Origin of the sequence: Streptomyces sp. NWU339 (genome assembly GCF_003143855.1) — a bacterium.
GTDB lineage: Bacteria > Actinomycetota > Actinomycetes > Streptomycetales > Streptomycetaceae > Streptomyces.
On record NZ_QFRK01000080.1, the window covers coordinates 1 to 19,615 of the forward strand.

Genomic DNA, 19,615 nt, shown 5'->3' on the forward strand with positions numbered 1-19,615 from the left:
GGGGGGGGGGGGGGGGKGGGTKGTCGAAGGGGGTCGGCGCGTGCCGGGGAGGAGAACTCCCCGGCACGCGTCAGGGGGCCGTTACGGCGTGGGATGCAGTGCGACGGGGAGCGCGGTGACGTCGGTGCCGATGAAGGACCGCTGCGGCTCGAGGTCGTTGACGTCGTTGGTCAGGGCGAGCTGGGGGAAGCGCTGGAACAGGGCGGGGAGGGCGACGTCGGCTTCGAGCTTGGCGAGACGGGCGCCCAGGCAGTAGTGGATGCCGTAACCGAAGGCCAGGTGCTGCTTGTCGTCCCGGTCGATGCGGAAGGCCTCGGGGTTCTGGTGGATGTCCGGGTCGCGGCCGTGGGCGCCGAAGCCGATGATGATCGTGTCTCCCTGACGGATGACGACGTCGTCACCCAGGTCGATGTCCGCCGTGGCGTATCGCAGGGGCATGTACATGATCGGGGGGTGTAGGCGGAGCGCTTCGTCGATGACGTCGCTCCAGCGCTTCGGGGCGGCCAGCGCGGTGGCGAGCTGGTCGGGGTGGGCGAGGAGTTCGCGGACGGCGGCGTTGATGAGGGCGACGGCGGTCTCGCTGCCGGCGCCGATCATCAGGATGAGGGTGGAGACGAGCTCTGCGTGGCTGAGGCGGTCGCCGTCCTCTTCGTGGGTGGCCAGCAGCAGGCTGGTCATGTCCTCGCCCGGGTGGCTGCGCTTGGCGTCAATCAGGGCATGCATGGCCTGGTCGAGATCGCGCTTGATGGCCTCGGCCTCCTGAGGGGCGACGTCCGTGGCGAGTACGGAGTCGATCACGCGGAGCATCTCGGGCCGCTGCTCGGCGGGCACGCCGAAGAGGTCGCAGATCACCCGGGTCGGGATGGGATAGGAGAAGTGCGCGCGCAGGTCGACGGGGCCGGCGGGGGCGAGCGTCTCCAGGTGGTCGAGGAGGTCGGTGACGATCGCGTGGATGGCGGGGCGCATGGCCTCGACGCGGGTGGGCGTGAACGCGCGGTCGACCAGTCGGCGTAGGCGCTGGTGGTCACTGCCGTCGGAGGTGAACATCGACTCGACGTCCACCCACGGGTACAGCCACGGTATGGAGCCGGGGGTGTGGGACGGCCAGGACTTGCGGGCGTCTTTGGAGACGTCGTCGTGGGTAAGAAGGAGCCTGGCGACGGCGCCGCGGGTGACGGCCCAGGCGCTCACGTCGCCGGGCAGGCGGACGCGGACGGCGGGCCCGGCGGCGCGGAGAGTGTCGGCTTGGGCGAACAGGGCGCGGCCGCCGCTGCTGTCGAGGGTGACGGTCGGGTTGGGGGAGGTGTTGCTGGTCACGAGGTTCCTCCTGCGAGGGCGGTGGCGGGGATGCGGTCGGCGGACTTGGGGCGAAAGGTGACGGGCATCGTCTGCGGGCACTGGTGGAAGGGGCCGTGCCGCAGCAGGGGTTCGGTGTTCTCGTCGGTCAGCGTCATGTCCCACAGCTGGTCGAGGACCGTCTCGACGGCGGTCTGCACGATCGTGGTGGCCTGGGAGATCGCGGGGCAGCGGTGCGGCCCCGCCGACCAGGCGAGGTGGGCCCGGCTGTCGTAGCTGAGGCCGCTCGGCAGTGTGGGATCGGTGTTCGCGGCGGCGTGGGAGATCAGGACCGGCACACCGCCCGGTACGTGGACGCCGTGAAGGTAGGTGTCCTGGCGGGCGAAGTGGACGGAGAAGTTCGCCATGGGAGCGCGCTCCCACAGCGCCTTGTCCAGAGCCCGGCGCACGGTGAGCGTGCCGGCGGCGAGGTTGCCGACGTAGTTGTCGTCCCGCAGCAGCAGGTGCAGAGTCCAGGCGGTGGCGGCAGCCGTGGGGATGAGGCCGGCGCCAGTGACGCAGAACAGCTGGTTGAGTGCCTCGTCGTCGCTGAGCGCCGCGGCATGGGTGATCATCCAGGAGGTGAGGTCCTGGCCGGGCCGCTCGCGTCGCAGCTGGATGAGTTCGTACAGCAGGCCGGCGAAGTCCGCGGCGCCTTGGGCGGCTTCGGGGCCGGCGCTGATGAGGGCCTGGCAGGTGCGCACCATCTGGTCGGTCTTTTCGGGCGGGCAGCCGAGGATTTCGGCGAAGACGAGCATGGGCACCATGTCGGCGAAGTCGACCATCAGATCGGCCTGGCCGTGGGCGATGACCCGGGCGATCAGCTTCAGTGCGCTGCGCCGGGTGATCTCCCGAAGCCAGTGAGGGCTGATCCGGCCGATGCAGTCGTCCATGGCCCAGCGCAGGCGGGCGTGCTCGTCACCGTCGGTGTAGAGGACGGAAGGCCGCCAGGCCATCATGCCGAGCACCGGGCTGTCCCGGGGAACGCGGCCGTTGGCCAGATCAGCCCACAGGCGCGAGTCCTTGGAGTAGGTGTTCGTGTCGTTGAGGAGGGTGACGGCGGCCCGGTGGTTAGTGACGACCAGTGCGTGCACGCGGGGAGCGATCTCCGCCCACCCAGCCGGGCCCTGGGCACGCAGTTGCCCGTAGACGGCGTTCGGGCGGGCGGCGAAAGCGGCGCCGTGCAGCATGGGGCAGCCGCTGGTGGAGAGCGGGGGCGGCGTGGTCATGAGACGGGCTCCAGGTTGGTGCGGGACAGCAGGTGGGAGACGAGCGCGATCAGCGGCGTCTTCGCAGACTCCCTGTGCCGGACGTCGCACTCGACCAGCGGTGTGGAGGGGGCGAGGTCCAGGGCGCAGCGCAGTTCGGATTCGCCGTAACTGGGTGAGTCGTGGAAGGTGTTGACGGCGACCACGTAGGGCAGGCCGGCTTCCTCCATGCGCCCCATGGCGTCCCAGGACTCGGTGATCCGCGCGGTGTCGACCAGGACCACGCCGCCCAGCGCGCCCTGCATCAGCTCGTCGATCATGAAGCTGAACCGGGGCTGGCCGGGTCCGCCGAACAGGTAGAGCACGATGTCATCGGTCAGGGTGAGGCGGCCGAAGTCGAGTGCGACGGTGGTGGTGGTCTTGTCCGACAGGTCGCGCAGGGTGTCGACCGCCTTGCCTGCCTCCGTCATGCGCTCCTCGGTCGAGGAGGGACGGATCTCGGACACGGCGCCGACGAGGGTGGTCTTGCCGACGGCGAACGGCCCGAGCACGACGATCTTCACGGACTGGTCGATCCCGGGCGCCAGGTAGTGGCTCTCAGAGCTTTTCGAGCGCATCGAGAATCCTCTCCAGCAGATGACGGTCGGTCTGCTGTGCGGCGGGGACAGGGTTGCGGCTGACGAGGTGGCCGCTGTCGGCGAGAGAGGCGACCAGGACCTTGGTGACGGCGGCCGGCAGCTGCAGGTCGGCGCTCACCTCGGCCAGCGACAGCACGCCGGGCAGGCAGTGCTGCATCAGGCGGTGGGAGTGAGCGTCCAGCCCGCCCAGCGGCTTGTCCGGATCTGCGATCAGCAGCGTGGCCACGTCCAGGGTGCGGCGGGATGGTACGGCCCTGCCCCCGGTGGGGGTGTAGGGCCGTACCATCCCGGCACGCCGACGGCCGCGAGGCGTCACGAGGTCCGGGCCCTCGCGCGCGCGGACAGCGCGGGGGCCAGGCCCTTGATGGCCTTGATCGTCTCGGCGGACGCGACTGCGACCTCGGTGTCGGTCATCTCCGCGGCGACCGAGACGGCGAGCACCGAGTTGTGGCCGGCGGCGAAGACGAGGACGCATGCCCTGGGAAGGTCGATGATGATCTTGCGGGGGGTGGTCTCGTCGGGCGTCGGCGCGAACTCGCCGACGCCGCGGCCCAGCGAGAACAGGCTGGAGGAGCTGGCGGCGGTGCGGTCGGCCACGTCGCGGTGCAGCCCGTCGGAGTGCGCGAGTACCAGGCCGTCGCTGGTGAACAGGACGGCGTGTGCGACGCCCTTCGACCCGGCGAGGCGGTTGAGAATCCAGGTCATGTCGTGGGTGTCGGCGGTCGGCTGCTGCTCAGTCATGGAGCTGGCCTCCTTCAGGGGTGTTTTCGGTGTCGTGGATGGTCCGCCCGAGCTGGGCGAGGCCGGCGGAGAACGCATCGGGGTCGTCCGCCGGTGCAGGCTCGCTGCCCCGGGCCGGCGCGGCGGCAACTGGCGAGCGCCGCCGCCGCTGGGGGAGACCTCCAGGAGCCATCGGCTCTACCGGAGCTGCGTCCGGCGCTCCGGCGGCCGCAGCAGCTCCCGCGGGCAGGGGCGTGTGCCTGGAACGGGACGCTGCCGCCTGGCGCTCGGCCTCGATCTCCTCGTCGGTCGGGCCGTGCCCGAACAGCTCCAGAGGGATACGCAGCACCGCCCGCACCCCGCCGTAGGGGGAGGTGCTGGTGACGTCCGCGGAGAAGCCGTACTCGCCGGCGAGGCGGCCGATGACCGCGAAACCGAGCTGGCCGGCATCCTGCACGGTGGTGACGTCCAGGACCTCGCGCTGTCCCAGCTGCCGGGCCGCCTCCTCGCGCTGGAAGGGGTTCATGTTCAGGCCGCCGTCGTCGACGACGATGCAGTACCCGGTCTGGAACACCTGCACCTCGACGAACACCTTGCCGTCGGAGAACGCCGTGGCGTTGGACAGCAGCTCCGTGAGGGCGACGGTGACCGGCTCGACGACCCGCCCCTCCAGGTAGGTCTCCCCGGTGCGCGACTCGTAGGTGTAGCTGACCCGCAGGTAGTCGCTGATCCGCCCGCGGGCCGATTCCACGACCTCGCGAACCGTGCAGTCCGCGCGCTGCAGACCCGGCCACGATCCGGTCAGAATCCGCATGCGCTGCAACGTGTGCAGGGACTGGGTGACCAAGTGGTCGAAGTCCATCAGGCTCTGGTGGTACGCCGTGCCGTCGGGATAGCGCTCCATCTCCTCGACGACACGCAACTGGCAGCGGTGCAGACCGGTCTGCGCCTCGTCGATCATGTCGCGCACCGAGGACCTGGCCGCGCGCCCGATCTGCTCGCGCGTGACGGCCACAGCCTCCTGCAGCAGTCGTCTCACGTCCTGGTGCGCGTGGTCGACAACGGTGCCGGCGAGCTGCTCCTGGCTGAGCCCGGGGACCGGCACACCGCGATGCCCGCGCGCCAGGATGTCCACCAGAGCGGGCATCGTCACCTCGGCGAAGTACCGCACCTCCGTCTCCAGCGCGGCGATGTGCGTGCCGTCGGCCTCGCGCTGCTTCTCCAGCCGCGTGCAGCGCGCGGCCAGAGCCCGCTTGGCGCGGGTCTGCGCGAGGAGACCTGCCGACGTGACGGCGAACCCGGCGCCGAGTATGGCTGTGGTCACCTGGGGATCGAGCACGGGGACTCCTCACGCGTGGGGGTCGGCTGTAGGCAATGTCGGGCGGGGACGAGGCGGTGCTTCCGGCCTGCCGGACGGCTGATGAGCGGGCGGGACGGAAAATGCCGGGGCCGCAGCCCGGAGGCGGCGCTCTGCGGTGCGCTCACGCGGCCACCACCGGTGTGGCCGCCGTCTTGCGCAGCTCGTGCAGCAGAATGGCGCTGTTGGCGAGCCCGAGCATCGAGTACGCCTGCGGCATGTTCCCCAGCTGCCGCTGGGTGGCCGGGTCGTACTCCTCGGCGAGTAGGCCCAGGTCGCTGCGCAGCGTCAGCAGCTGCTCGAACACGCCCTCGGCCTCGTCCAGTCGTCCGGTGAGGGCGAGCGCGTCGACCAGCCAGAACGAGCACAGGAGGAATGCGCCCTCGCCGCCCGGAAGTCCGTCCATGCCCACGTGCCGTCCGTCCGTGGGGTAGCGGTGGACCAGGACGCCGTCGGGGGCCAGCTCCCTGCGGACGGCGTCGACCGTGCCGATCAACCGCGGGTCGTCGGCCGGCAGGAACCCGGTGTGCGGCAGGAGCAGGAGCGAGGCGTCCAGTTCCGTCGAGCCGTACGACTGCGTGAACGTGTTGCGCTGCGGGTCGTAGGCCCGCGCGCACACCTCCGCGTGGATCTCCGCACGCAGGCTCACCAGGGCCCGCAGGTCGACGTCGAGCACCCCTTGCTCCGCGAGGCGGATCGCACGGTCGAGGGCCAGCCAGCACATGATCTTGGAGTGGGTGAAGTGCCGTCGGCCGCCGCGGACCTCCCAGATCCCGTCGTCCGGCTTGCGCCAGTGTCGGCGGACGTAGTCGACGAGCGCGAGGATCAGGCCCTCGGTGTTCTCGCACCGGGCGACGCCGAGCTCGTGCGCCAGGGCCAGCGTTTCGATGACCTCGCCGGGCACGTCCAGCTGCAGCTGGTCCACCGCGCCGTTGCCGACCCGGACCGGGCCGGAGCCTTCGTATCCGGGCAGCCAGTTCAGCTCCCGCTCGGGCATGTCACGGCGGCCGTCGAGGCGGTACATGATCTGCAGGTTCTGCGGATCGCCGCCGAGCGTGCGCAGCAGCCACTTCCGCCACGCCACCGCCTCCTCGCGGCATCCGGTCCGCAGCAGCGCGGACAGGGTGACCGCCGCGTCCCGCAGCCAGACGTAGCGGTAGTCCCAGTTGCGCACCCCTCCGAGCTCTTCGGGCAGGGAGGTCGTCGGCGCGGCGACGATCCCGCCGGTGGGGGCGTGGGTGAGGGCCTTCAGCGTGATCAGAGACCGGATCACCGGCTCGCGGTACGGGCCGTCGTAGACCAGTTGGTCTGCCCACGTCTCCCAGAAGGCGCTGGTCTGCGTGAGCGCCGCTTCGACGTCGGGAACCTCGGGCGCGGAAGCGTGGGACGGCTGCCAGCTCAGGGTGAAGGCCACCCACACGCCGGCCGTGATGGTGAAGCGGTGGTGAACCGCGCCGTCCTTCTCCGTACCCGGCACGGACGTGTCCAGCCAGAGCGCGTCGGGTCCGGACACCGCGGCCGTCCGCCCGTCCGTGTCGTAGATCCACGGCACGCGTCGGCCGTAGCCGACGCGCGGGCTCAGCGTCGACGTCATCTCCACCGAGCCGGTGACGCCCTCGACGATGCGGATCAGCTGCGGACCGTGCCCATGACGGGGCGGCATCAGGTCGAGCACGCGGACCGTGCCGGTCGCGGTGTCCCATTCGGACTCGACGATCAGCGTCTGCCCGCGGTAACGGCGACGGTTCGCGCGCGGGGCGGGCACCCCCGTGGGAACGGTGGGCCCTACCCGCCAGAACCCGTGTTCATCCGTGCCGAGCAGGCCAGCGAAAGCGGCGGCCGAGTCGAAGCGCGGCAGGCATAGCCAGTCGACGCTGCCGTCCCGGCAGACCAGAGCAGCGGTCTGCAGATCTCCGACGAGGGCGTAGTCCTCGATGTGCGGACGGCGAACGGGCGGGGTGAGGGTAGGTGGCGGCGGGGTCGTCATGAGGTGCGGTCTCCAGGCGAGGCGAGGACGGCGTAGACGTGGGAGTGGTCGAAGCGCTCATGCAGGGGAGCGGGTTGGCACCGGGAGGCGGTGCTGGGGCCGAAGTGCACCAGGGCGCCCATGGCGGTCACGGTCAGCGCGCTGGTGATCAACCCGGTAGGAGTCACCACTGCCTCGGTACGGATCCGGCGCAGATGATGGTGAGCATCGCGAGGGTGAAAGTGAGGACACGTAGCTGACCGCGGCTGGGACGCCAGGTCCACCAGCGCCTGCTCCTCCGCGCAGGTCTACGCACGGCACACCTGCCGGTGACGCGGGTAGTACGCACTGAGGGGTGCACGCAGGCCAGCGCGGGTCCGGCTGAGCGCGTCGTGCAGCGCATCGGCCGGGGTGGCCCGGACCAGGGGTGTGTCCGGGCGGGTCACCCACAGACCCGAACAGCCGTGGTAGCCGCCGGCACCACAACCCCAAGACCTGGGTGCGGGGACGCAGTCGGAGTGCGCGGCCCCCCACCGGTGGACCGATTCGGCCTCCACCGGCACCAGGAGCCTGTGATGGAGCAGGCAGTACTTCACCGGCCCGACATCCGAGCCGTCCGCGACCAGGGCGTCGATCGCGCGCAGGCCAAGCGCTAAGCCCACGCGCACCGCACCAAGATCCGACGGGGCCACGACAGGCGGTCGCTCACTGAGAGAGATGTTCCACGAGAAGTCACTACGTAAGGTCATGAGGGTGGCTCCAGTGAGTGAGGTGCCGCGGCGTAGCGGGGGCGCGGAATCAGAACAGGACGGGGTTCTGCGGGTGGGCATGACGGAGGTGGGGGTGACTTCGTCGCCAGGCCCGCGTTGCGGCGGTGCACGGGCAGCGCAGCTCCGAAGCTCCAACGAGCACATTCGGATACGGGGGCGGACACATCGGCCCCCCGATCATTGGGCACTTGCCATTGCACTGAAGTCGCTCGGCTCCACGGTGGTACAACCTTGGAGCGACAGCACCTGATGTGTGGCCACGATCCAGCGGATGGCGGGATCGTCGTAGGCGACCATGGCAAGGTCGTCACCAGGAGCGGGCAGCAGGGTGCGCGCGTCATACGGAACACCTGCGACCCCCCAGGCCAGCGGTCGTTCGACCCAAGCTGCGACGTGCTGGCGCAGGTGCGGGCAGTGCTCGACCGCGACGTGCGCGCACGGGGGACAGACCGGGGCAGCGGTGGTCAGCTCTCCCTCTCCGACCGGCCGGCCGACATCCTTGAGGACGAACAGCTGCCGCTCCGGATCCCGCTCCAGGGTGTCTGCCCCGCACACCTGGCACAGCATTCGGCTAATGGCCCGCCGCTGGCGCAAAGCGTGGATGGTCGGGAACAACGCCTTCCCGGATCCCGGAGCGATGGCCTGCCGGATCCACAGCACCCCGTCGGCGTCGCGGTCGTACGACCCCTCGTCCGCGTACCCGATTCCCTGCCCGGTCCGGTGAAGAACCACGGTCGGTATCCGTCGTGTCTCCGCGCTCCACGAGGCCACGTAGGGCACCGGGAGGTCACCCTGTACGTACCGATGCCCAGTCATGCGACGGCCATCACCATGGTTGCGGCCACTTGACGCGGGGCGACGATCGTGCCGTCGGGGAGGATCTCGCCAGTGTCGTCGAACAGCAGTACGCCGTTGCGCAGACGTGACCAGCCTTGGTCATGGTGCGTCGCGACCACGACGGCAGCCTCGCGGTCCGTGGCGTAGGCGGAGGGGCAGGCGGGCGTGTGATGACACATGGCGATTCCTTGGGGGAAGCGGCGCTGCGGGGGCAGGGGCGAGACTGGTGACGAACCGGACTGGCTGCCGCGGGGGAAGCCCTCGCCGCGGCAGCCGGGAGGCAATGGCGCCACGGCCTTGTGCCTCGCTCCGGTCTCGTGGAGGCCACAATGCCGTGACGACACCGGGCAACTCCGGGTTGAGACGCGGAGCCCGAGGGCGGGGCGCCAGTGCACGGCGTGCACGGGGGTCCAGTGCCGTGCGTTGGCGCCCGCCCCGTTCCTGGGACGGCCGACGGTGGGCTCCGCCGCGGCCAGGGCCTCGATCGTGTGGCGTTCGGCAGCGCGGGATCCCATGAAGAACCTGTCGAGCGCATCGGCCGTGTTGGGTACCACCGCGTCACGGATGTCGATCCGCCGGAGAAGCGTCCCCGTCTTGCTCCCCTCGCCGGTTGCGCCCTCACCCGCGCGCCGGAGCCGGGGACCGTCCGCCTGTCGGGGCGGAAGGTAATCGTTGATCATCTTTCGCCTGCCTCTGCGTCGTGCTTTGGTTCGTCGGGCCGCGATCGCTTCCACCGCGATCCGACGATTACCAGAACGCCCATCCCGCCCACGACGACCACGAGCAGAATCGCTCCGTCCGTTGTCAGCCCCATCGACTCGCCCTACTTCGTGCGGGACACTGTCGGCAGTCCATGCCAGCGGAGCCCTGAGAGGACGACGACTGTAAGCGGTTCGGACGGGCCGTATGCTCACAGCTGTGAGCAGCTGTCAATGACCTGGTTAAGTTGGGTGCATGGGCCCCGAGGAAGCGGATTCCACCCCGCTCCTTGAGAGGCCGGACACAGCGTCGAGGGCGGCCGACACGCACTGTTCCAGCGGCCAGCAGGTGTCCACCACGGCCTTCGGCTCCGGAATCGGATCCGTGCCGGAGTCCTTTGCGCTGGGAAGCAAATCCGGAACACCGGCTGCCGCCGACCGTGCCAACGCCACTTCGTTGGGACAGACGCACTCGACGATGTGCAGCGGGTGACCAAGACTTGAAGCGAAACGGCGCAGGGACAGAACGTCCCGGTGCCGAGTGAGGGGGCGTCCGTCGAGCACGATGACCGTCCCCGGCGCCGTGTCGAGGTTCCACGACGCTGCCTTCAGCACCCCTTCGTACAACCAGTCGTTCAGTTCCGGAGGAACCGCGACCAACGTGGGGAAGAGGACCTTCCGCAGCGCGGCCGTGTTGAGCAAGACGCCCGGCATGGCCTCCGCCAAGGCCCGGGCAAGGGTGGACTTGCCGGTGAAGGGTAGGCCGCCTAAAGCGACGATCATGCACGCTCCTGTCCGCACTCGATTCCACGTCCCACCCCCGATCACGCCGACTGCGGCAGCAACTCGGGCAGGGGGGCCAGCTGTGGGCATTCGAAAAAGGCCCACACCGCCTTCCCGCTGACGCCCTCCCGACTACAGTGAGGAGCTGCGGTCCAGCCCTCGGAGAGCGCGTTCACGAGAACCAGACCGCGTCCGTTGATCGCGCTCACGGACGGACGGATCTTCACCAGCGGGATGCCGCAGGAGTTGTCCGTCACCATGACTCCGAGCGCGAAGTCCCTCTTCAAAGCGAGCGCGACCCCCACGGTCTCCGTCTCCTCCAGCGGCCGTGTCCGGCCGTGCAAGACCGCGTTGGTGACCAGCTCGCTGACGGCCAGGACCACCCGGTCGGCGAGGTCGTCGCCCTTGGGTAACCCCCAGCCCCCGAGCGTCCGCCGAACGAAACGGCGGGCTTCACCGACGTTGCTTTCACAGCTCTCGATCTCGACGGCGACCCGCTCAACCCCAACGCCGTATGCGAGCACCGCCAGGAATTCCCGGCTCGACAAGGCTGTCAACGCGTCCACCTCCCGGTTCTGGTAGGCGGGCACCGCTCCGCATGGGTCTTGATAACGCATGTTGGAGCGGCGCCCGCCACGGGCCCGCCTGCCGGGGCATCAGGTCTTCCGGCAGACGGACGTTGTCGGGCTTCCGAGAGCAGCAGGATTCGCCTTGAGCCAACGCCGGGCAACCGTGAAAGTTCACTGATCAGTGGCCTCAAGCATCTGAAGTGACGGCTCAGGTTGCTGATCCGCGACGAAGTCACTGTTTTTGACACAGAGTCGATGGTTCGTCACTACGATTTCAGGAACCGGTTCGGGCTGAGGAGGTACTGATGGCTCGCACAGCGCACGGCCCGTCTTGCGCCAAGCGGTTACGTCAGGAGGCCACCCAGCACGGTGAGCCCCCCGGCGAGATCGCCCGCACCATCCATGCTCACTGCGCGGTATCCCTTCTGCGCGCCCAGCGTCTCGCCCGCGGGCTGACGCTGAAGGAGGCAGCCAAGGGCCTGAACGAGTTCAGCGCGGGACGTCACGGCGCCCCCCGGGTGGACGGCGACCAGCTCGGGCACTGGGAGAACGGTCGCCAGCCTCGCCCGGCAACCCTCGGACTGCTGTGCGAGTTCTACGACAACTGCACCCCCGAGGACCTGGGGTTCACGAGCACGGGGACTGCTGTAGCGCCGCCTTCCTCCGGCTTGGCCGTGGCCGGACGTCTCCTTCCTTCACCCACCGCTGCGACCCGGCCCTTCACTGCGTACGCGCTGGAACAACAAGTCGACGCGGCTCGACGCTCAGTGGACCGGACCCTGGCGGTCGGCACCGTCAGCTCGACCCAGCTCGACATGCTCGACGAACAGGTGCTCTGGGCGCGAGAGCAGTACGTCTACACAGCACCGACGCCTATGATCACGATGCTTCTGGACCTCCTCGCGGAGGTCCAGGAGCTCGCCGGTCAAAGGCAGCCGGCTGCCGTCCAGGTTCGGCTGTCCGAGCTGACCTCGATGCTCGCCACCCTGGTCGCCGACGCGCTCATGAAGCTCGGGCACCTGCCCCGGTCCCGGTCCTGGTACGCCACGGCGAGGAACGCCGCGGACGACAGCGGCAACACGGAACTCCGTGCCCGAGTACGGGCACAAGCCGCGATGCTCCCGTTTTACTACGGCCCTCTGGAAGCGGCGGTCGCTCTCGCCCGGGAGGCCCGGATCATCTGCCGCGGGCGTCCCAGCGCCACGGCCGCCTTCGCTTCGGCGGCCGAAGCACGCGCCCTCGCCAAGCTGGGAGACAAGGAAGGAGCCGAGACAGCACGCCGATTGGCCACGGCCGCGTTCGAGCAAAGCGGAGATGGAGGCCCAGCCGGCAACGATGCCTTCGGCTTCCCCGAGCGGAGGTTCAGGCTCTACGAGAGCGGAACCCTGACAGCCCTCGGTAAAACGAGCCAGGCACGTCGCGTCCAGGAGGCAGCCCTTCGTCTCTACCCTTCGAAGACTGGCATCGATCCGGCTTTGCTCAGTCTCGAGGCGGCCCTCTGCCTCGCGCAGGACCGCAGCCCGACGGAGGCCTGTCAGCTGGCGGCCACCACGTTCTTGCGGATCGCCCCAGAGCACCGGACGCCGATCGTGGAGGAGCGGGCACGAGAAGTCATCGGGGCGCTCCCGCAGGACGCGGAGTCCGGTCGCGCAGCGCGCGAGTTGCGGGAGATCCTCGCGCTTCCTTCCGGGCAGATGTGACAGCGACCGTACACGTCGGCGAGCCTGGACCCCATGACACAAGCTGCGCCGGCCCCCGGCGGGTACGACGAGTTCGAGATGTACCAGGTTCTGGAGCGAGGATGCGCGGCCGTCGGCCTCGACTCCTCCGACGCTCGCCTGCTCCGTGGGCACACCAACGCGGTCATACTCCTCAAGAAGGAGCAGGTCGTCGTCAAAATCGCCCGCCGTGGGTCACGGACCGACGACGTGGCACGCACGGTCCAGTTCGTCCGCTGGCTCATGGGTGCCGGCTTCCCCACCGTTCCCCTGCATCCCGTCGACCAGCCCGTCATCATCGACCAGCACGCCATCACCTTCTGGCAGTACCTGCCCCAGCCGGCTCAACCCGTTGCCGCAGCCCAGCTCGCCAAGCCGCTGTACGCACTCCACACGCTGCCGACTCCACCCGTATCCCTACCCACCCACGACAACATCGCGGCGATCCGCCGGTCTCTCGCCGCGATCACTTGCCTGTCCTCCGAGGCGCTGTCCTTCTTGAGCGAGCACGCCGCACAACTCGAGTCCGACCTCAACGCCGTGGAGTTCGAACTCCCGGAGGGAGTGATCCAAGGAGACCCGCAGCACCGCAATGCCCTGCACGTGGGCGACGGCGCAGCCGTACTGTGCGACTGGGACACGGTGGCGATCGGACAGCCGGAATGGGACCTGATCACCGTAGAGGTCCACTGCAGGCGATTCGGTCACGGAAAACAGCACTACGGGGCCTTCGCCGACGCGTACGGCTGGGATGTCACACGGTGGTCCGGCTACGGCACCCTGGCGTCGATCCGCGAGCTGCGCATGATCACGACGAACGCGCGTAAGGTCCACCATGCTCCAAGCAGCTTGGAAGAGGTCCAGCAACGGGTAGACGGGCTTCGCCGCCACGACCAGTCCCTCAGGTGGAACATCCTCTGACGCCGGCAGTACGTGCGGGCCGCTCTTCCGGTGTCCTGCCCTCTGCCTGATGTCTTTCGTCACTACCTGCATGAAGCCCTGCCACCTCCCCGAGGGCAGGCTAATTGTCAAGACTTGTGGATCGGTTGAAATTACTCATGCTGCGTCGGCTTGAGTCGTTCCGGCGTCGCGCCGAACTTGCGTACTGCGCAGGGGAGGTGCCTATGCATGCGGTGAAGTCGCGGGTGAAGTGTGCTTGATCGGCGTAGCCGAGTTCGGCGGCGAGAGCAGACCAGTCCTGCGGGTCCATGGCCGCGCGTGCGGCGGCTTCCTGAATGCGGGCTCGCCGGATCACCCACTTGGGTCCGATGCCGACGTACTCGGCGAACGTTCGCTGCAGCTGGCGCGCGCTCATGTCGGCGATCGCGGCGAGCTGGGACACCCGTAGGACAGAAGGGTCGGCGCTGATCGTTTCGACCAGCCTGGCGGCCTTGTCGATGGCAGGATCAGGAGTGGGCCGGCGGCCACGCACGAGCGCGGCTGCCAGTTCGAGCGCAGTGGGCACGCAGGGTTCGGCGATGATGGCGTCTGCTGCTGCCCGTGCCGCCGGGCCGAAGATCTCTTCGATGTCCAGGACTCGGTCGGTAAGGGTGGACACCGGGGCAGTGAGGAACGGGCGGAAGCCGCCGGGCCGGAATCGCAGGCCAAGTACCCGGCCAGTGCCAGAGATCTCTCGGGTGAACGTGTCGCTGACGATGCCCGTGATCTGGGCCTGACCGCCGGTGGTGAAGGTGAGGTGGACCACCGGGTGGGTGAGGACTTGCTGCCGGTGTGGTTCGGCCAGGTCCCAGTGGAGGATCCAGTAACCGTCCACGAATGGGGTCAGATCTGCCGGAGTCGGCTCGTGGTCGAGCCGGAACCGCTCCGCTGCGGTGTGCGGGTCGAGGATGGCCCGCTGTCGCTTTTGTTCAATACCCGTCATCGTCGTCCTGTCTACTATGCCTGACGGCAAGTGGGGAAGGGATGGCATGGAGACGAGATCTGTGATGGCCCGGGCCTCGGAAGCGGCGGTGGGCATCGTGCGCGGGATCGGGCCGGACGCGTTCGGCGGAAGCACACCGTGCCCGGAGCTGAAGGTCGAGGCACTCCTGAATCACCTGATCTTCTGGACCAGCGTGCGGGGGCACGCCGCGGGACTGAAGCAGCCTCCACAGGCCCGGCCGGATGAGGTGGCGGAGGGACATGACTTCACCGCGGAGCCGGATTGGGCCGAGGCGTATGCCGCCCGGTCGGCGGCGACAGCTGCCGTCTGGAGCGATCCGCGGGCGTGGGTCGGCGAGACGGCACTGATCGGGAGCAGGCGGATGCCGGCCCGCTTCGCCGGTGGGATCGTGCTGGGCGAGTGGCTGCTGCACGGCTGGGACCTGGCGGTGGCGACCGGGCAGAAGCTGAACGTGGACGAGGAACTCGCGGCGGCGCTGTACGAGGACATCGCCGGCAAGGCCGAGATGGCTAGGCAGTACGGGGCGTTCGGCCCCGAAGTCAGCGTGCCTGCGACTGCGCCGCTGTTTGACCGCGCTCTGGGACTGGCGGGCCGCGACCCGTCGTGGAAACGCCGAGCCTGACCGCATGTGAACGCACGTGTGGCCCGGTGCCGTCCCAGGTGCCCAGGGATCGGAGCTTTGGTGGTGCGGATCTGGAGAACCGCCCCCAGGCGCTGTACACACATGGAGCGGGTGGAGAGCAAGTGGACGCTGGGCGACAGCCGGTCGGCCAGCAAACGCGCCACTGTGCTCTTTCCCGCGCCGCGCGGGCCGGTGAGGACGATCACCTTGCCGGGCGCAGGAAGCGACGCCGCATTGGTGGGCGGCTGGTTCATACGACGATCTCTTCGCTGCGTTCGGCCAGGTGCCCGCCTTCGAAGCGGGCTCCGGCGCGGACGAGGGCAACGAGGTGGGGCGCGTTGACGGCCCGCCACCGCTGCTGGGCGGACTCGATGAGCTTGAAGGCCATGGCCAGGGCGGCGGCCGCGCTGTCGGTGCCCTGGGTCACCTTCGTACGGAGGGGACTGTGCCAGGTCCAGCACCGGCCCGACCTCAGCGATGAATGCCTTGCTGGCACCGGACTCACCCTGACGACACCACGCCTGCAACATCAGTAGCTCCTCGCCCACAGCCCGGGCCATGACGAGGTCTTTCGTCCCGCGTAGCAGGTCGACGCCGGCCCGCTCGCTGCTCACCGTTCTCGGCTGCTGTGCGCTCCCATCCCACAGCCCCACGCGGTCGTTCATGCCCTCTGAGTAACAACTTTGTCTGCCCAGGATGTTGACGAAGTAAAGTTCTGGGGCCACTGTTGCTGCTCGCTTGCCGCTTACACCTAACCTCACCCCCGGAGGCCCATGTGTGTGACCTGCACGATCAGCATGAGCACGAGCACGAACCTCTGACCACCAGCGGCCCCACGCTCAGCAGACGGCGCATCATGCAGCTCCTCGGAGCCGCCGGCGTGACCGCCGCCGCGATGACCGCGGAGGCCGACCCCGCGATGGCAGCCGCCGCGGACGACAGTCCGGCCGCCGGCTACCGCGCCCCCACGGGTCTCACCCAGGACAGCCCCGCCAAGGCGTCCGCGCTCGCCTGGATCACCGCCAACGCCGACCGAGTCACCGGGCTCAACTCCGAAATCTGGGAGAACTCCGAACTCTCGCTGCGCGAGTGGAAGTCCTCGCTCGCCGAGGCGGCATTCCTGGAGAAGGCCGGATTCCGCGTCGAGTTCGGCACCGCGGGCTTCCCGACCGCGTTCACCGCGACCTTCACCTCCGGCAGCGGCGGACCGGTGCTCGGCTTCAGCGGCGAGTACGACGCGCTGCCCGGCCTCTCGCAGAACAAGGGCGTCGGCCACCACGACCCGCGCGAGTACATCCACGACCCCTTCGCGCCCGGCTATGGCCCCGGTCACGGCTGCGGGCACAGCGCGCTCGGCACGGCCGCGGCCTCCGCGGCGGCCGCCGTCGCGCAGGCGGCGAAGAAGCACAAGCTCCCGGTGACCGTGAAGTTCTTCGGCTCGACGGCCGAGGAGGCGCTGATCGGCAAGACCTACGCCGTCAGCAAGGGCGTGTACGACGGCCTGGACGCCTTCCTCGACTGGCACCCGTCGACCGCCAACGCCACCGGGTGGGGCTCCACCACCGCGATGACCGCCGTCACCTTCACCTTCCTCGGCGTCGCGGGCCATGGCGGCACCCCGCTCGGCAACAAGAGCGCGCTGGACGCGGCCGTGATGATGGCAACCATGTCGGAGTTCCTACGCGAGGAGAACCTGGCCCCCTCGGGACGGCTCCACTGGGTGATCAACAACGGCGGCGACATCCCCAACGTCACCCCCGAGATAGCCGAGATCTCCTACTACGTCCGCGAGGGCAGCCCCGCGCGCGTGCAGGTGCTCCTGGACAAGGTCATCGCGGTCTCCGAGGCCGCGGCCAAGGCCAGCCAGACCAGCGTGCGCCACCGCATCACCTCCGCCTGCTGGAACCAGCTGCCCTCCAAGTCGTTCGCGGAGCTGCTGCACGAGAACATGCGGCAGATCGGGCCGCCCCAGTTCACCGACGAGGCGCACAAGCTCGCCAAGGACCTCCAGGCGTCCCTGGGGCTGCCGCAGAAGGGCATGCACGACGCGATAGGCGACCTCACTCCACCCAACCCGGTCTTCCTGGGCGGCGGTTCCACGGACGTCGCCGACATCAGCTGGAACGTGCCGACCGTCTCGATGGGCGCGGCGCTCGCCCCCATCGGCACCAAGATGCACACCTGGTCCACCGCGGCCTGTGCCGCCGCCGCCCCCGGCCAGGCCGCAGTGCTCGCGGCCGCGCGCTATCTGGCGGCCACCGCCGTCGACCTCGTCACCCAGCCCGACCGGCTCAAGGCGATCAAGGACGAGTTCAAGGAGCGTACGCGCGGGGTGCAGTGGAAGACGGCACTACCCGACGGGTACGAGCCGCCGATGTACGAGCCCCCGGAGTGGTTCCTGAAGAGAACCGGCCAGAAGTGGCCCCCGAAGAACATCACCTGGCCGCCCCAGCGGGTCGTCTCCCAGGAGAAGTTCTCCTCCCTGGGCCCGGACCTCGCGCCCCAGAAATAGGAGGCCGTGCCCGAGAGCTGAGCAGCGGTGCGGGGAGTGCCGACGAAAAGTCGGCCGGCCCCGCACCACCTCATCGGCGTCCCGCCGCGTACCGACATCCTGCTCCTGGCCTTCGCCGCCAGCCGTCTCGCCGTCCGCACCAGCTTCCGGGCCTCGGGTCGGCGAGGGCCTCGATTGTGTCCGCGTCGTGCGCCCGCAGCGCCCTACCTCTAACCCCGCCTGGGCGAGCCGCCACGCCGTGGACGCGTGATGACCGAGCACCGGCTGAGCGGAGCAATGACAGACGCCAACGTTATTCAGGCCCCGCGACCCGGCATGGGCGTCGAACTCGTGCGCCTGACCTGTACCGCTGCCACAGCGGTACCCGGCGTAGCACGCAACACATCGCAACCGTAAGAGAGTTGCTGCCTTGACAACCTCATTAGGAGGTGGACCCTGGCGAGGAACAAGACGGTGATCGGTCGGCTGTTTCGCGTCTCGTACACAGTCGAGGGCACCTGGCTGCTGCTGAAGCGGCACGGCTGGTCGTGGCAGCAGGCCACGCGGCGGGCGATCCCTGCCGGTGCCCGCTGTGCGGCTCCCCGCGGGCCACAGGGGCGTGACAATCTCGCTCACCACGAGATAGAGGCGCAGGTCCTGACGGGATCCGGCCACCGACGGATGAGACGGCTCCGTGCGCCGGGCGCTAGTCCAGTCCGGCGTAGGCGACGCTGAGGACCGTGATGGTCCGCGTCTGGTCCCCGATCAGGAGCACCACGGCGAGGTCGCCCGCGGCCCACAACCGCATCAGCCCGTCATCAACGTCCCCGTACGGGGAGGTGGCCGCCCGAGGATCGTTGACCGAGTCGAGCAGGAACTGCGCGACCCGGGCGCGGGCCTTGTCCGGAAGATCCAGATATGCGACGTGGAGGGCGGAGTCCATATAGAGCCGGTACATGGTTCAGGCGGCCCGGCTCTCCATGATCAGGTCGGTGACGTCGGAATACTCCTCGGGCAGCTGCCCGCTGTGCTCCTGCTGGTAGGCGTGCAGCGCATGACCGCGTTCGACGGCGCCCTCGAGGTCCTTGATGACCTTGACCCACTTCTCGCCGAGCACCGCGAGCCCGGAAAGCGGCGTGGTGTTCAGCTGCCGCAGGAACTCCATGCGCATGCCGGCGTCCGGCAGAGCATGGGCGATGGAGTCCGGGGTCCAGTCGTCGCTACCCATGATCACAACCGCCTCGAAGGTCGTCGGCACGTGCCGCTGCTGTCCCCCTCAGGGTAGCCGCCCGGCCTCCCCGGGTGGGAGACAACCGGCACGAGCACCCGGCGCAACCCCCGGCGGGCATGACGCCGTCGACAAGATCCGCGCGCGGACGAGCCGGGAGGCCCCAGTGGGCTCCGCCGCCCCTACGGCCGATCCGGACGAAGATTCCGCCGCGCGAACGCCGGGCATGACGCCGACGCAGCCGGCGGGAAGCGGACCGCCCCGAGGCGTCGGCCACCCCAGCGGACCTGGTTGCCTCGGAGCTTCCGGCACCCCGCCCAGAGGAACCGCGCCCCCGCCGCTCAGGAGGATCTGGATGAAGTCGACGCGCACGGCCCGCGCAGCCGTACCCGCCGCGGCCCTGGGCGCTCTGCTGACGTCCGGCGCCGGCACCGCCTCGGCAGCGACCACCTGGTGGTACAGCGGCGGCCCGCACGGCAACGGCGCCGCCGCGACCTTCCGTGAGCAGGGGGCCCAGCTGAAGGTGTGCGACGTCAACACCGGCGGCTACCGTGCCCTGGTGGACGTGCAGACCGCCGCCGGCGCGCACGTCTGCCGCGTGACCGCCAGCTACAACGACACCAAGTGCACCACCGTCGGTGCCGCGGACGGACACCACCGCGCCGAGCGGCGCTCCTGCCGGCTGCGGATCTGCGTCATCAAGACCGGGCAGCGCCCCTCGTACTGCAAAAGGTCCGCCGCCTTCGACAACGACCACTGATCACGGCGAAGG

22 protein-coding genes and 1 pseudogene are annotated in these 19,615 nt (G+C 69.4%); 6 read left to right on the forward strand and 17 right to left on the reverse strand.

Features of this window, described 5'->3' with window-relative positions:
• Positions 1-81 precede the first annotated feature (81 nt).
• From DIZ27_RS40915 to DIZ27_RS40970, 13 genes are all read right to left on the reverse strand, one after another.
• Positions 82-1,317, reverse strand: a complete 1,236-nt coding sequence (locus DIZ27_RS40915) for a cytochrome P450 (RefSeq protein WP_109383398.1) — start codon at positions 1,315-1,317, stop codon at positions 82-84.
• Entirely contained in the window at positions 1,314-2,564 is a 1,251-nt protein-coding gene (locus DIZ27_RS40920; protein ID WP_109383399.1) for a cytochrome P450, read from the reverse strand. Before DIZ27_RS40920 ends, DIZ27_RS40915 begins: the two co-directional genes overlap by 4 nt.
• The gene (locus DIZ27_RS40925) at positions 2,561-3,160 is read right to left on the reverse strand and encodes an ATP/GTP-binding protein (RefSeq protein ID WP_109383400.1); all 600 of its coding nucleotides are present in this window, start codon (positions 3,158-3,160) and stop codon (positions 2,561-2,563) included. Before DIZ27_RS40925 ends, DIZ27_RS40920 begins: the two co-directional genes overlap by 4 nt.
• A complete protein-coding gene (locus DIZ27_RS40930) occupies positions 3,141-3,467 on the reverse strand; it encodes a DUF742 domain-containing protein (protein WP_181383945.1) in 327 nt (108 codons plus the stop codon). Before DIZ27_RS40930 ends, DIZ27_RS40925 begins: the two co-directional genes overlap by 20 nt.
• A 26-nt stretch (positions 3,468-3,493) precedes the next feature.
• Positions 3,494-3,922 carry a roadblock/LC7 domain-containing protein gene (locus tag DIZ27_RS40935; RefSeq protein ID WP_109383402.1) on the reverse strand — a complete coding sequence of 143 codons (429 nt, stop codon included), beginning with the start codon at positions 3,920-3,922 and terminating at the stop codon, positions 3,494-3,496.
• The gene (locus DIZ27_RS40940; protein ID WP_109383403.1) at positions 3,915-5,240 is read right to left on the reverse strand and encodes an ATP-binding protein; all 1,326 of its coding nucleotides are present in this window, start codon (positions 5,238-5,240) and stop codon (positions 3,915-3,917) included. The genes DIZ27_RS40935 and DIZ27_RS40940 overlap by 8 nt, the downstream gene beginning before the upstream one ends.
• Positions 5,241-5,382: 142 nt before the next feature.
• Positions 5,383-7,245 (reverse strand): glycoside hydrolase family 15 protein, encoded by a 1,863-nt coding sequence (locus DIZ27_RS40945; protein WP_109383404.1) that lies wholly within the window; start codon positions 7,243-7,245, stop codon positions 5,383-5,385.
• Positions 7,242-7,412: a hypothetical protein gene (locus tag DIZ27_RS46290; protein WP_181383946.1), complete on the reverse strand. Its 171-nt coding sequence runs from the start codon at positions 7,410-7,412 to the stop codon at positions 7,242-7,244. Before DIZ27_RS46290 ends, DIZ27_RS40945 begins: the two co-directional genes overlap by 4 nt.
• A gap of 120 nt (positions 7,413-7,532) precedes the next feature.
• Positions 7,533-7,886 (reverse strand): hypothetical protein, encoded by a 354-nt coding sequence (locus DIZ27_RS40950; RefSeq protein WP_258308819.1) that lies wholly within the window; start codon positions 7,884-7,886, stop codon positions 7,533-7,535.
• Positions 7,887-8,171: 285 nt separating this feature from the next.
• Positions 8,172-8,726 (reverse strand): hypothetical protein, encoded by a 555-nt coding sequence (locus DIZ27_RS40955; protein ID WP_109383406.1) that lies wholly within the window; start codon positions 8,724-8,726, stop codon positions 8,172-8,174.
• A gap of 80 nt (positions 8,727-8,806) precedes the next feature.
• Complete coding sequence (locus DIZ27_RS40960) at positions 8,807-9,010, reverse strand: DUF5999 family protein (protein WP_109383407.1); 204 nt, start codon at positions 9,008-9,010, stop codon at positions 8,807-8,809.
• Positions 9,011-9,772: 762 nt separating this feature from the next.
• Complete coding sequence (locus DIZ27_RS40965) at positions 9,773-10,312, reverse strand: AAA family ATPase (protein ID WP_181383947.1); 540 nt, start codon at positions 10,310-10,312, stop codon at positions 9,773-9,775.
• 41 nt (positions 10,313-10,353) lie between these two features.
• Complete coding sequence (locus DIZ27_RS40970; RefSeq protein ID WP_258308820.1) at positions 10,354-10,902, reverse strand: ATP-binding protein; 549 nt, start codon at positions 10,900-10,902, stop codon at positions 10,354-10,356.
• A 284-nt stretch (positions 10,903-11,186) separates the two neighbouring features.
• Here DIZ27_RS40970 and DIZ27_RS40975 point away from each other — a divergent pair, with 284 nt between their 5' ends.
• Together DIZ27_RS40975 and DIZ27_RS40980 are read left to right on the forward strand one after the other, a co-directional pair.
• Positions 11,187-12,581: a helix-turn-helix transcriptional regulator gene (locus tag DIZ27_RS40975; protein WP_109383410.1), complete on the forward strand. Its 1,395-nt coding sequence runs from the start codon at positions 11,187-11,189 to the stop codon at positions 12,579-12,581.
• 33 nt (positions 12,582-12,614) lie between these two features.
• Positions 12,615-13,520, forward strand: coding sequence for a phosphotransferase (locus DIZ27_RS40980; RefSeq protein WP_109383411.1), 906 nt, complete (start codon positions 12,615-12,617; stop codon positions 13,518-13,520).
• Positions 13,521-13,620: 100 nt separating this feature from the next.
• On the opposite strand, the gene DIZ27_RS40985 is transcribed toward DIZ27_RS40980, so the two are convergent.
• Positions 13,621-14,481, reverse strand: a complete 861-nt coding sequence (locus DIZ27_RS40985; protein ID WP_109383422.1) for an AraC family transcriptional regulator — start codon at positions 14,479-14,481, stop codon at positions 13,621-13,623.
• 46 nt (positions 14,482-14,527) lie between these two features.
• Here DIZ27_RS40985 and DIZ27_RS40990 point away from each other — a divergent pair, with 46 nt between their 5' ends.
• Entirely contained in the window at positions 14,528-15,124 is a 597-nt protein-coding gene (locus DIZ27_RS40990) for a TIGR03086 family metal-binding protein (protein ID WP_181383948.1), read from the forward strand.
• Positions 15,125-15,374: 250 nt separating this feature from the next.
• Here the strand turns inward: DIZ27_RS40990 and DIZ27_RS41000 are convergent.
• Positions 15,375-15,563: pseudogene (locus DIZ27_RS41000) on the reverse strand (IS256 family transposase); the annotation flags it as partial.
• 417 nt (positions 15,564-15,980) lie between these two features.
• Here DIZ27_RS41000 and DIZ27_RS41005 point away from each other — a divergent pair.
• Both DIZ27_RS41005 and DIZ27_RS48050 read left to right on the forward strand, forming a co-directional pair.
• A complete protein-coding gene (locus DIZ27_RS41005; RefSeq protein ID WP_109383424.1) occupies positions 15,981-17,636 on the forward strand; it encodes an amidohydrolase in 1,656 nt (551 codons plus the stop codon).
• A gap of 435 nt (positions 17,637-18,071) precedes the next feature.
• Complete coding sequence (locus DIZ27_RS48050) at positions 18,072-18,350, forward strand: winged helix-turn-helix domain-containing protein (protein ID WP_258308823.1); 279 nt, start codon at positions 18,072-18,074, stop codon at positions 18,348-18,350.
• Here DIZ27_RS48050 and DIZ27_RS41015 read toward each other — a convergent pair.
• Together DIZ27_RS41015 and DIZ27_RS41020 are read right to left on the reverse strand one after the other, a co-directional pair.
• Entirely contained in the window at positions 18,322-18,558 is a 237-nt protein-coding gene (locus tag DIZ27_RS41015) for a hypothetical protein (RefSeq protein WP_258308821.1), read from the reverse strand. The genes DIZ27_RS48050 and DIZ27_RS41015 overlap by 29 nt on opposite strands.
• 18 nt (positions 18,559-18,576) lie before the next feature.
• The gene (locus DIZ27_RS41020; RefSeq protein ID WP_258308822.1) at positions 18,577-18,843 is read right to left on the reverse strand and encodes a hypothetical protein; all 267 of its coding nucleotides are present in this window, start codon (positions 18,841-18,843) and stop codon (positions 18,577-18,579) included.
• 355 nt (positions 18,844-19,198) lie between these two features.
• On the opposite strand from DIZ27_RS41020, the gene DIZ27_RS41025 reads away from it, so the two are divergent.
• Entirely contained in the window at positions 19,199-19,603 is a 405-nt protein-coding gene (locus DIZ27_RS41025) for a hypothetical protein (protein ID WP_109383414.1), read from the forward strand.
• Positions 19,604-19,615 lie beyond the last annotated feature (12 nt).

What these genes read in the sequence shown, in the direction of transcription:
- DIZ27_RS40920 (WP_109383399.1), bottom strand. Translation starts at nt 2,564, where the DNA reads ATGACCACGCCGCCCCCGCTCTCCACCAGCGGCTGCCCCATGCTGCAC.
- DIZ27_RS41025 (WP_109383414.1), top strand. Translation starts at nt 19,199, where the DNA reads ATGAAGTCGACGCGCACGGCCCGCGCAGCCGTACCCGCCGCGGCCCTG.
- DIZ27_RS40975 (WP_109383410.1), top strand. Translation starts at nt 11,187, where the DNA reads ATGGCTCGCACAGCGCACGGCCCGTCTTGCGCCAAGCGGTTACGTCAG.
- DIZ27_RS40980 (WP_109383411.1), top strand. Translation starts at nt 12,615, where the DNA reads ATGACACAAGCTGCGCCGGCCCCCGGCGGGTACGACGAGTTCGAGATG.
- DIZ27_RS40985 (WP_109383422.1), bottom strand. Translation starts at nt 14,481, where the DNA reads ATGACGGGTATTGAACAAAAGCGACAGCGGGCCATCCTCGACCCGCAC.
- DIZ27_RS40930 (WP_181383945.1), bottom strand. Translation starts at nt 3,467, where the DNA reads ATGGTACGGCCCTACACCCCCACCGGGGGCAGGGCCGTACCATCCCGC.
- DIZ27_RS41005 (WP_109383424.1), top strand. Translation starts at nt 15,981, where the DNA reads ATGCAGCTCCTCGGAGCCGCCGGCGTGACCGCCGCCGCGATGACCGCG.
- DIZ27_RS40945 (WP_109383404.1), bottom strand. Translation starts at nt 7,245, where the DNA reads ATGACGACCCCGCCGCCACCTACCCTCACCCCGCCCGTTCGCCGTCCG.
- DIZ27_RS41015 (WP_258308821.1), bottom strand. Translation starts at nt 18,558, where the DNA reads ATGGACTCCGCCCTCCACGTCGCATATCTGGATCTTCCGGACAAGGCC.
- DIZ27_RS40935 (WP_109383402.1), bottom strand. Translation starts at nt 3,922, where the DNA reads ATGACTGAGCAGCAGCCGACCGCCGACACCCACGACATGACCTGGATT.
- DIZ27_RS40925 (WP_109383400.1), bottom strand. Translation starts at nt 3,160, where the DNA reads ATGCGCTCGAAAAGCTCTGAGAGCCACTACCTGGCGCCCGGGATCGAC.
- DIZ27_RS40990 (WP_181383948.1), top strand. Translation starts at nt 14,528, where the DNA reads ATGGAGACGAGATCTGTGATGGCCCGGGCCTCGGAAGCGGCGGTGGGC.
- DIZ27_RS40960 (WP_109383407.1), bottom strand. Translation starts at nt 9,010, where the DNA reads ATGTGTCATCACACGCCCGCCTGCCCCTCCGCCTACGCCACGGACCGC.
- DIZ27_RS40965 (WP_181383947.1), bottom strand. Translation starts at nt 10,312, where the DNA reads ATGATCGTCGCTTTAGGCGGCCTACCCTTCACCGGCAAGTCCACCCTT.
- DIZ27_RS41020 (WP_258308822.1), bottom strand. Translation starts at nt 18,843, where the DNA reads ATGGGTAGCGACGACTGGACCCCGGACTCCATCGCCCATGCTCTGCCG.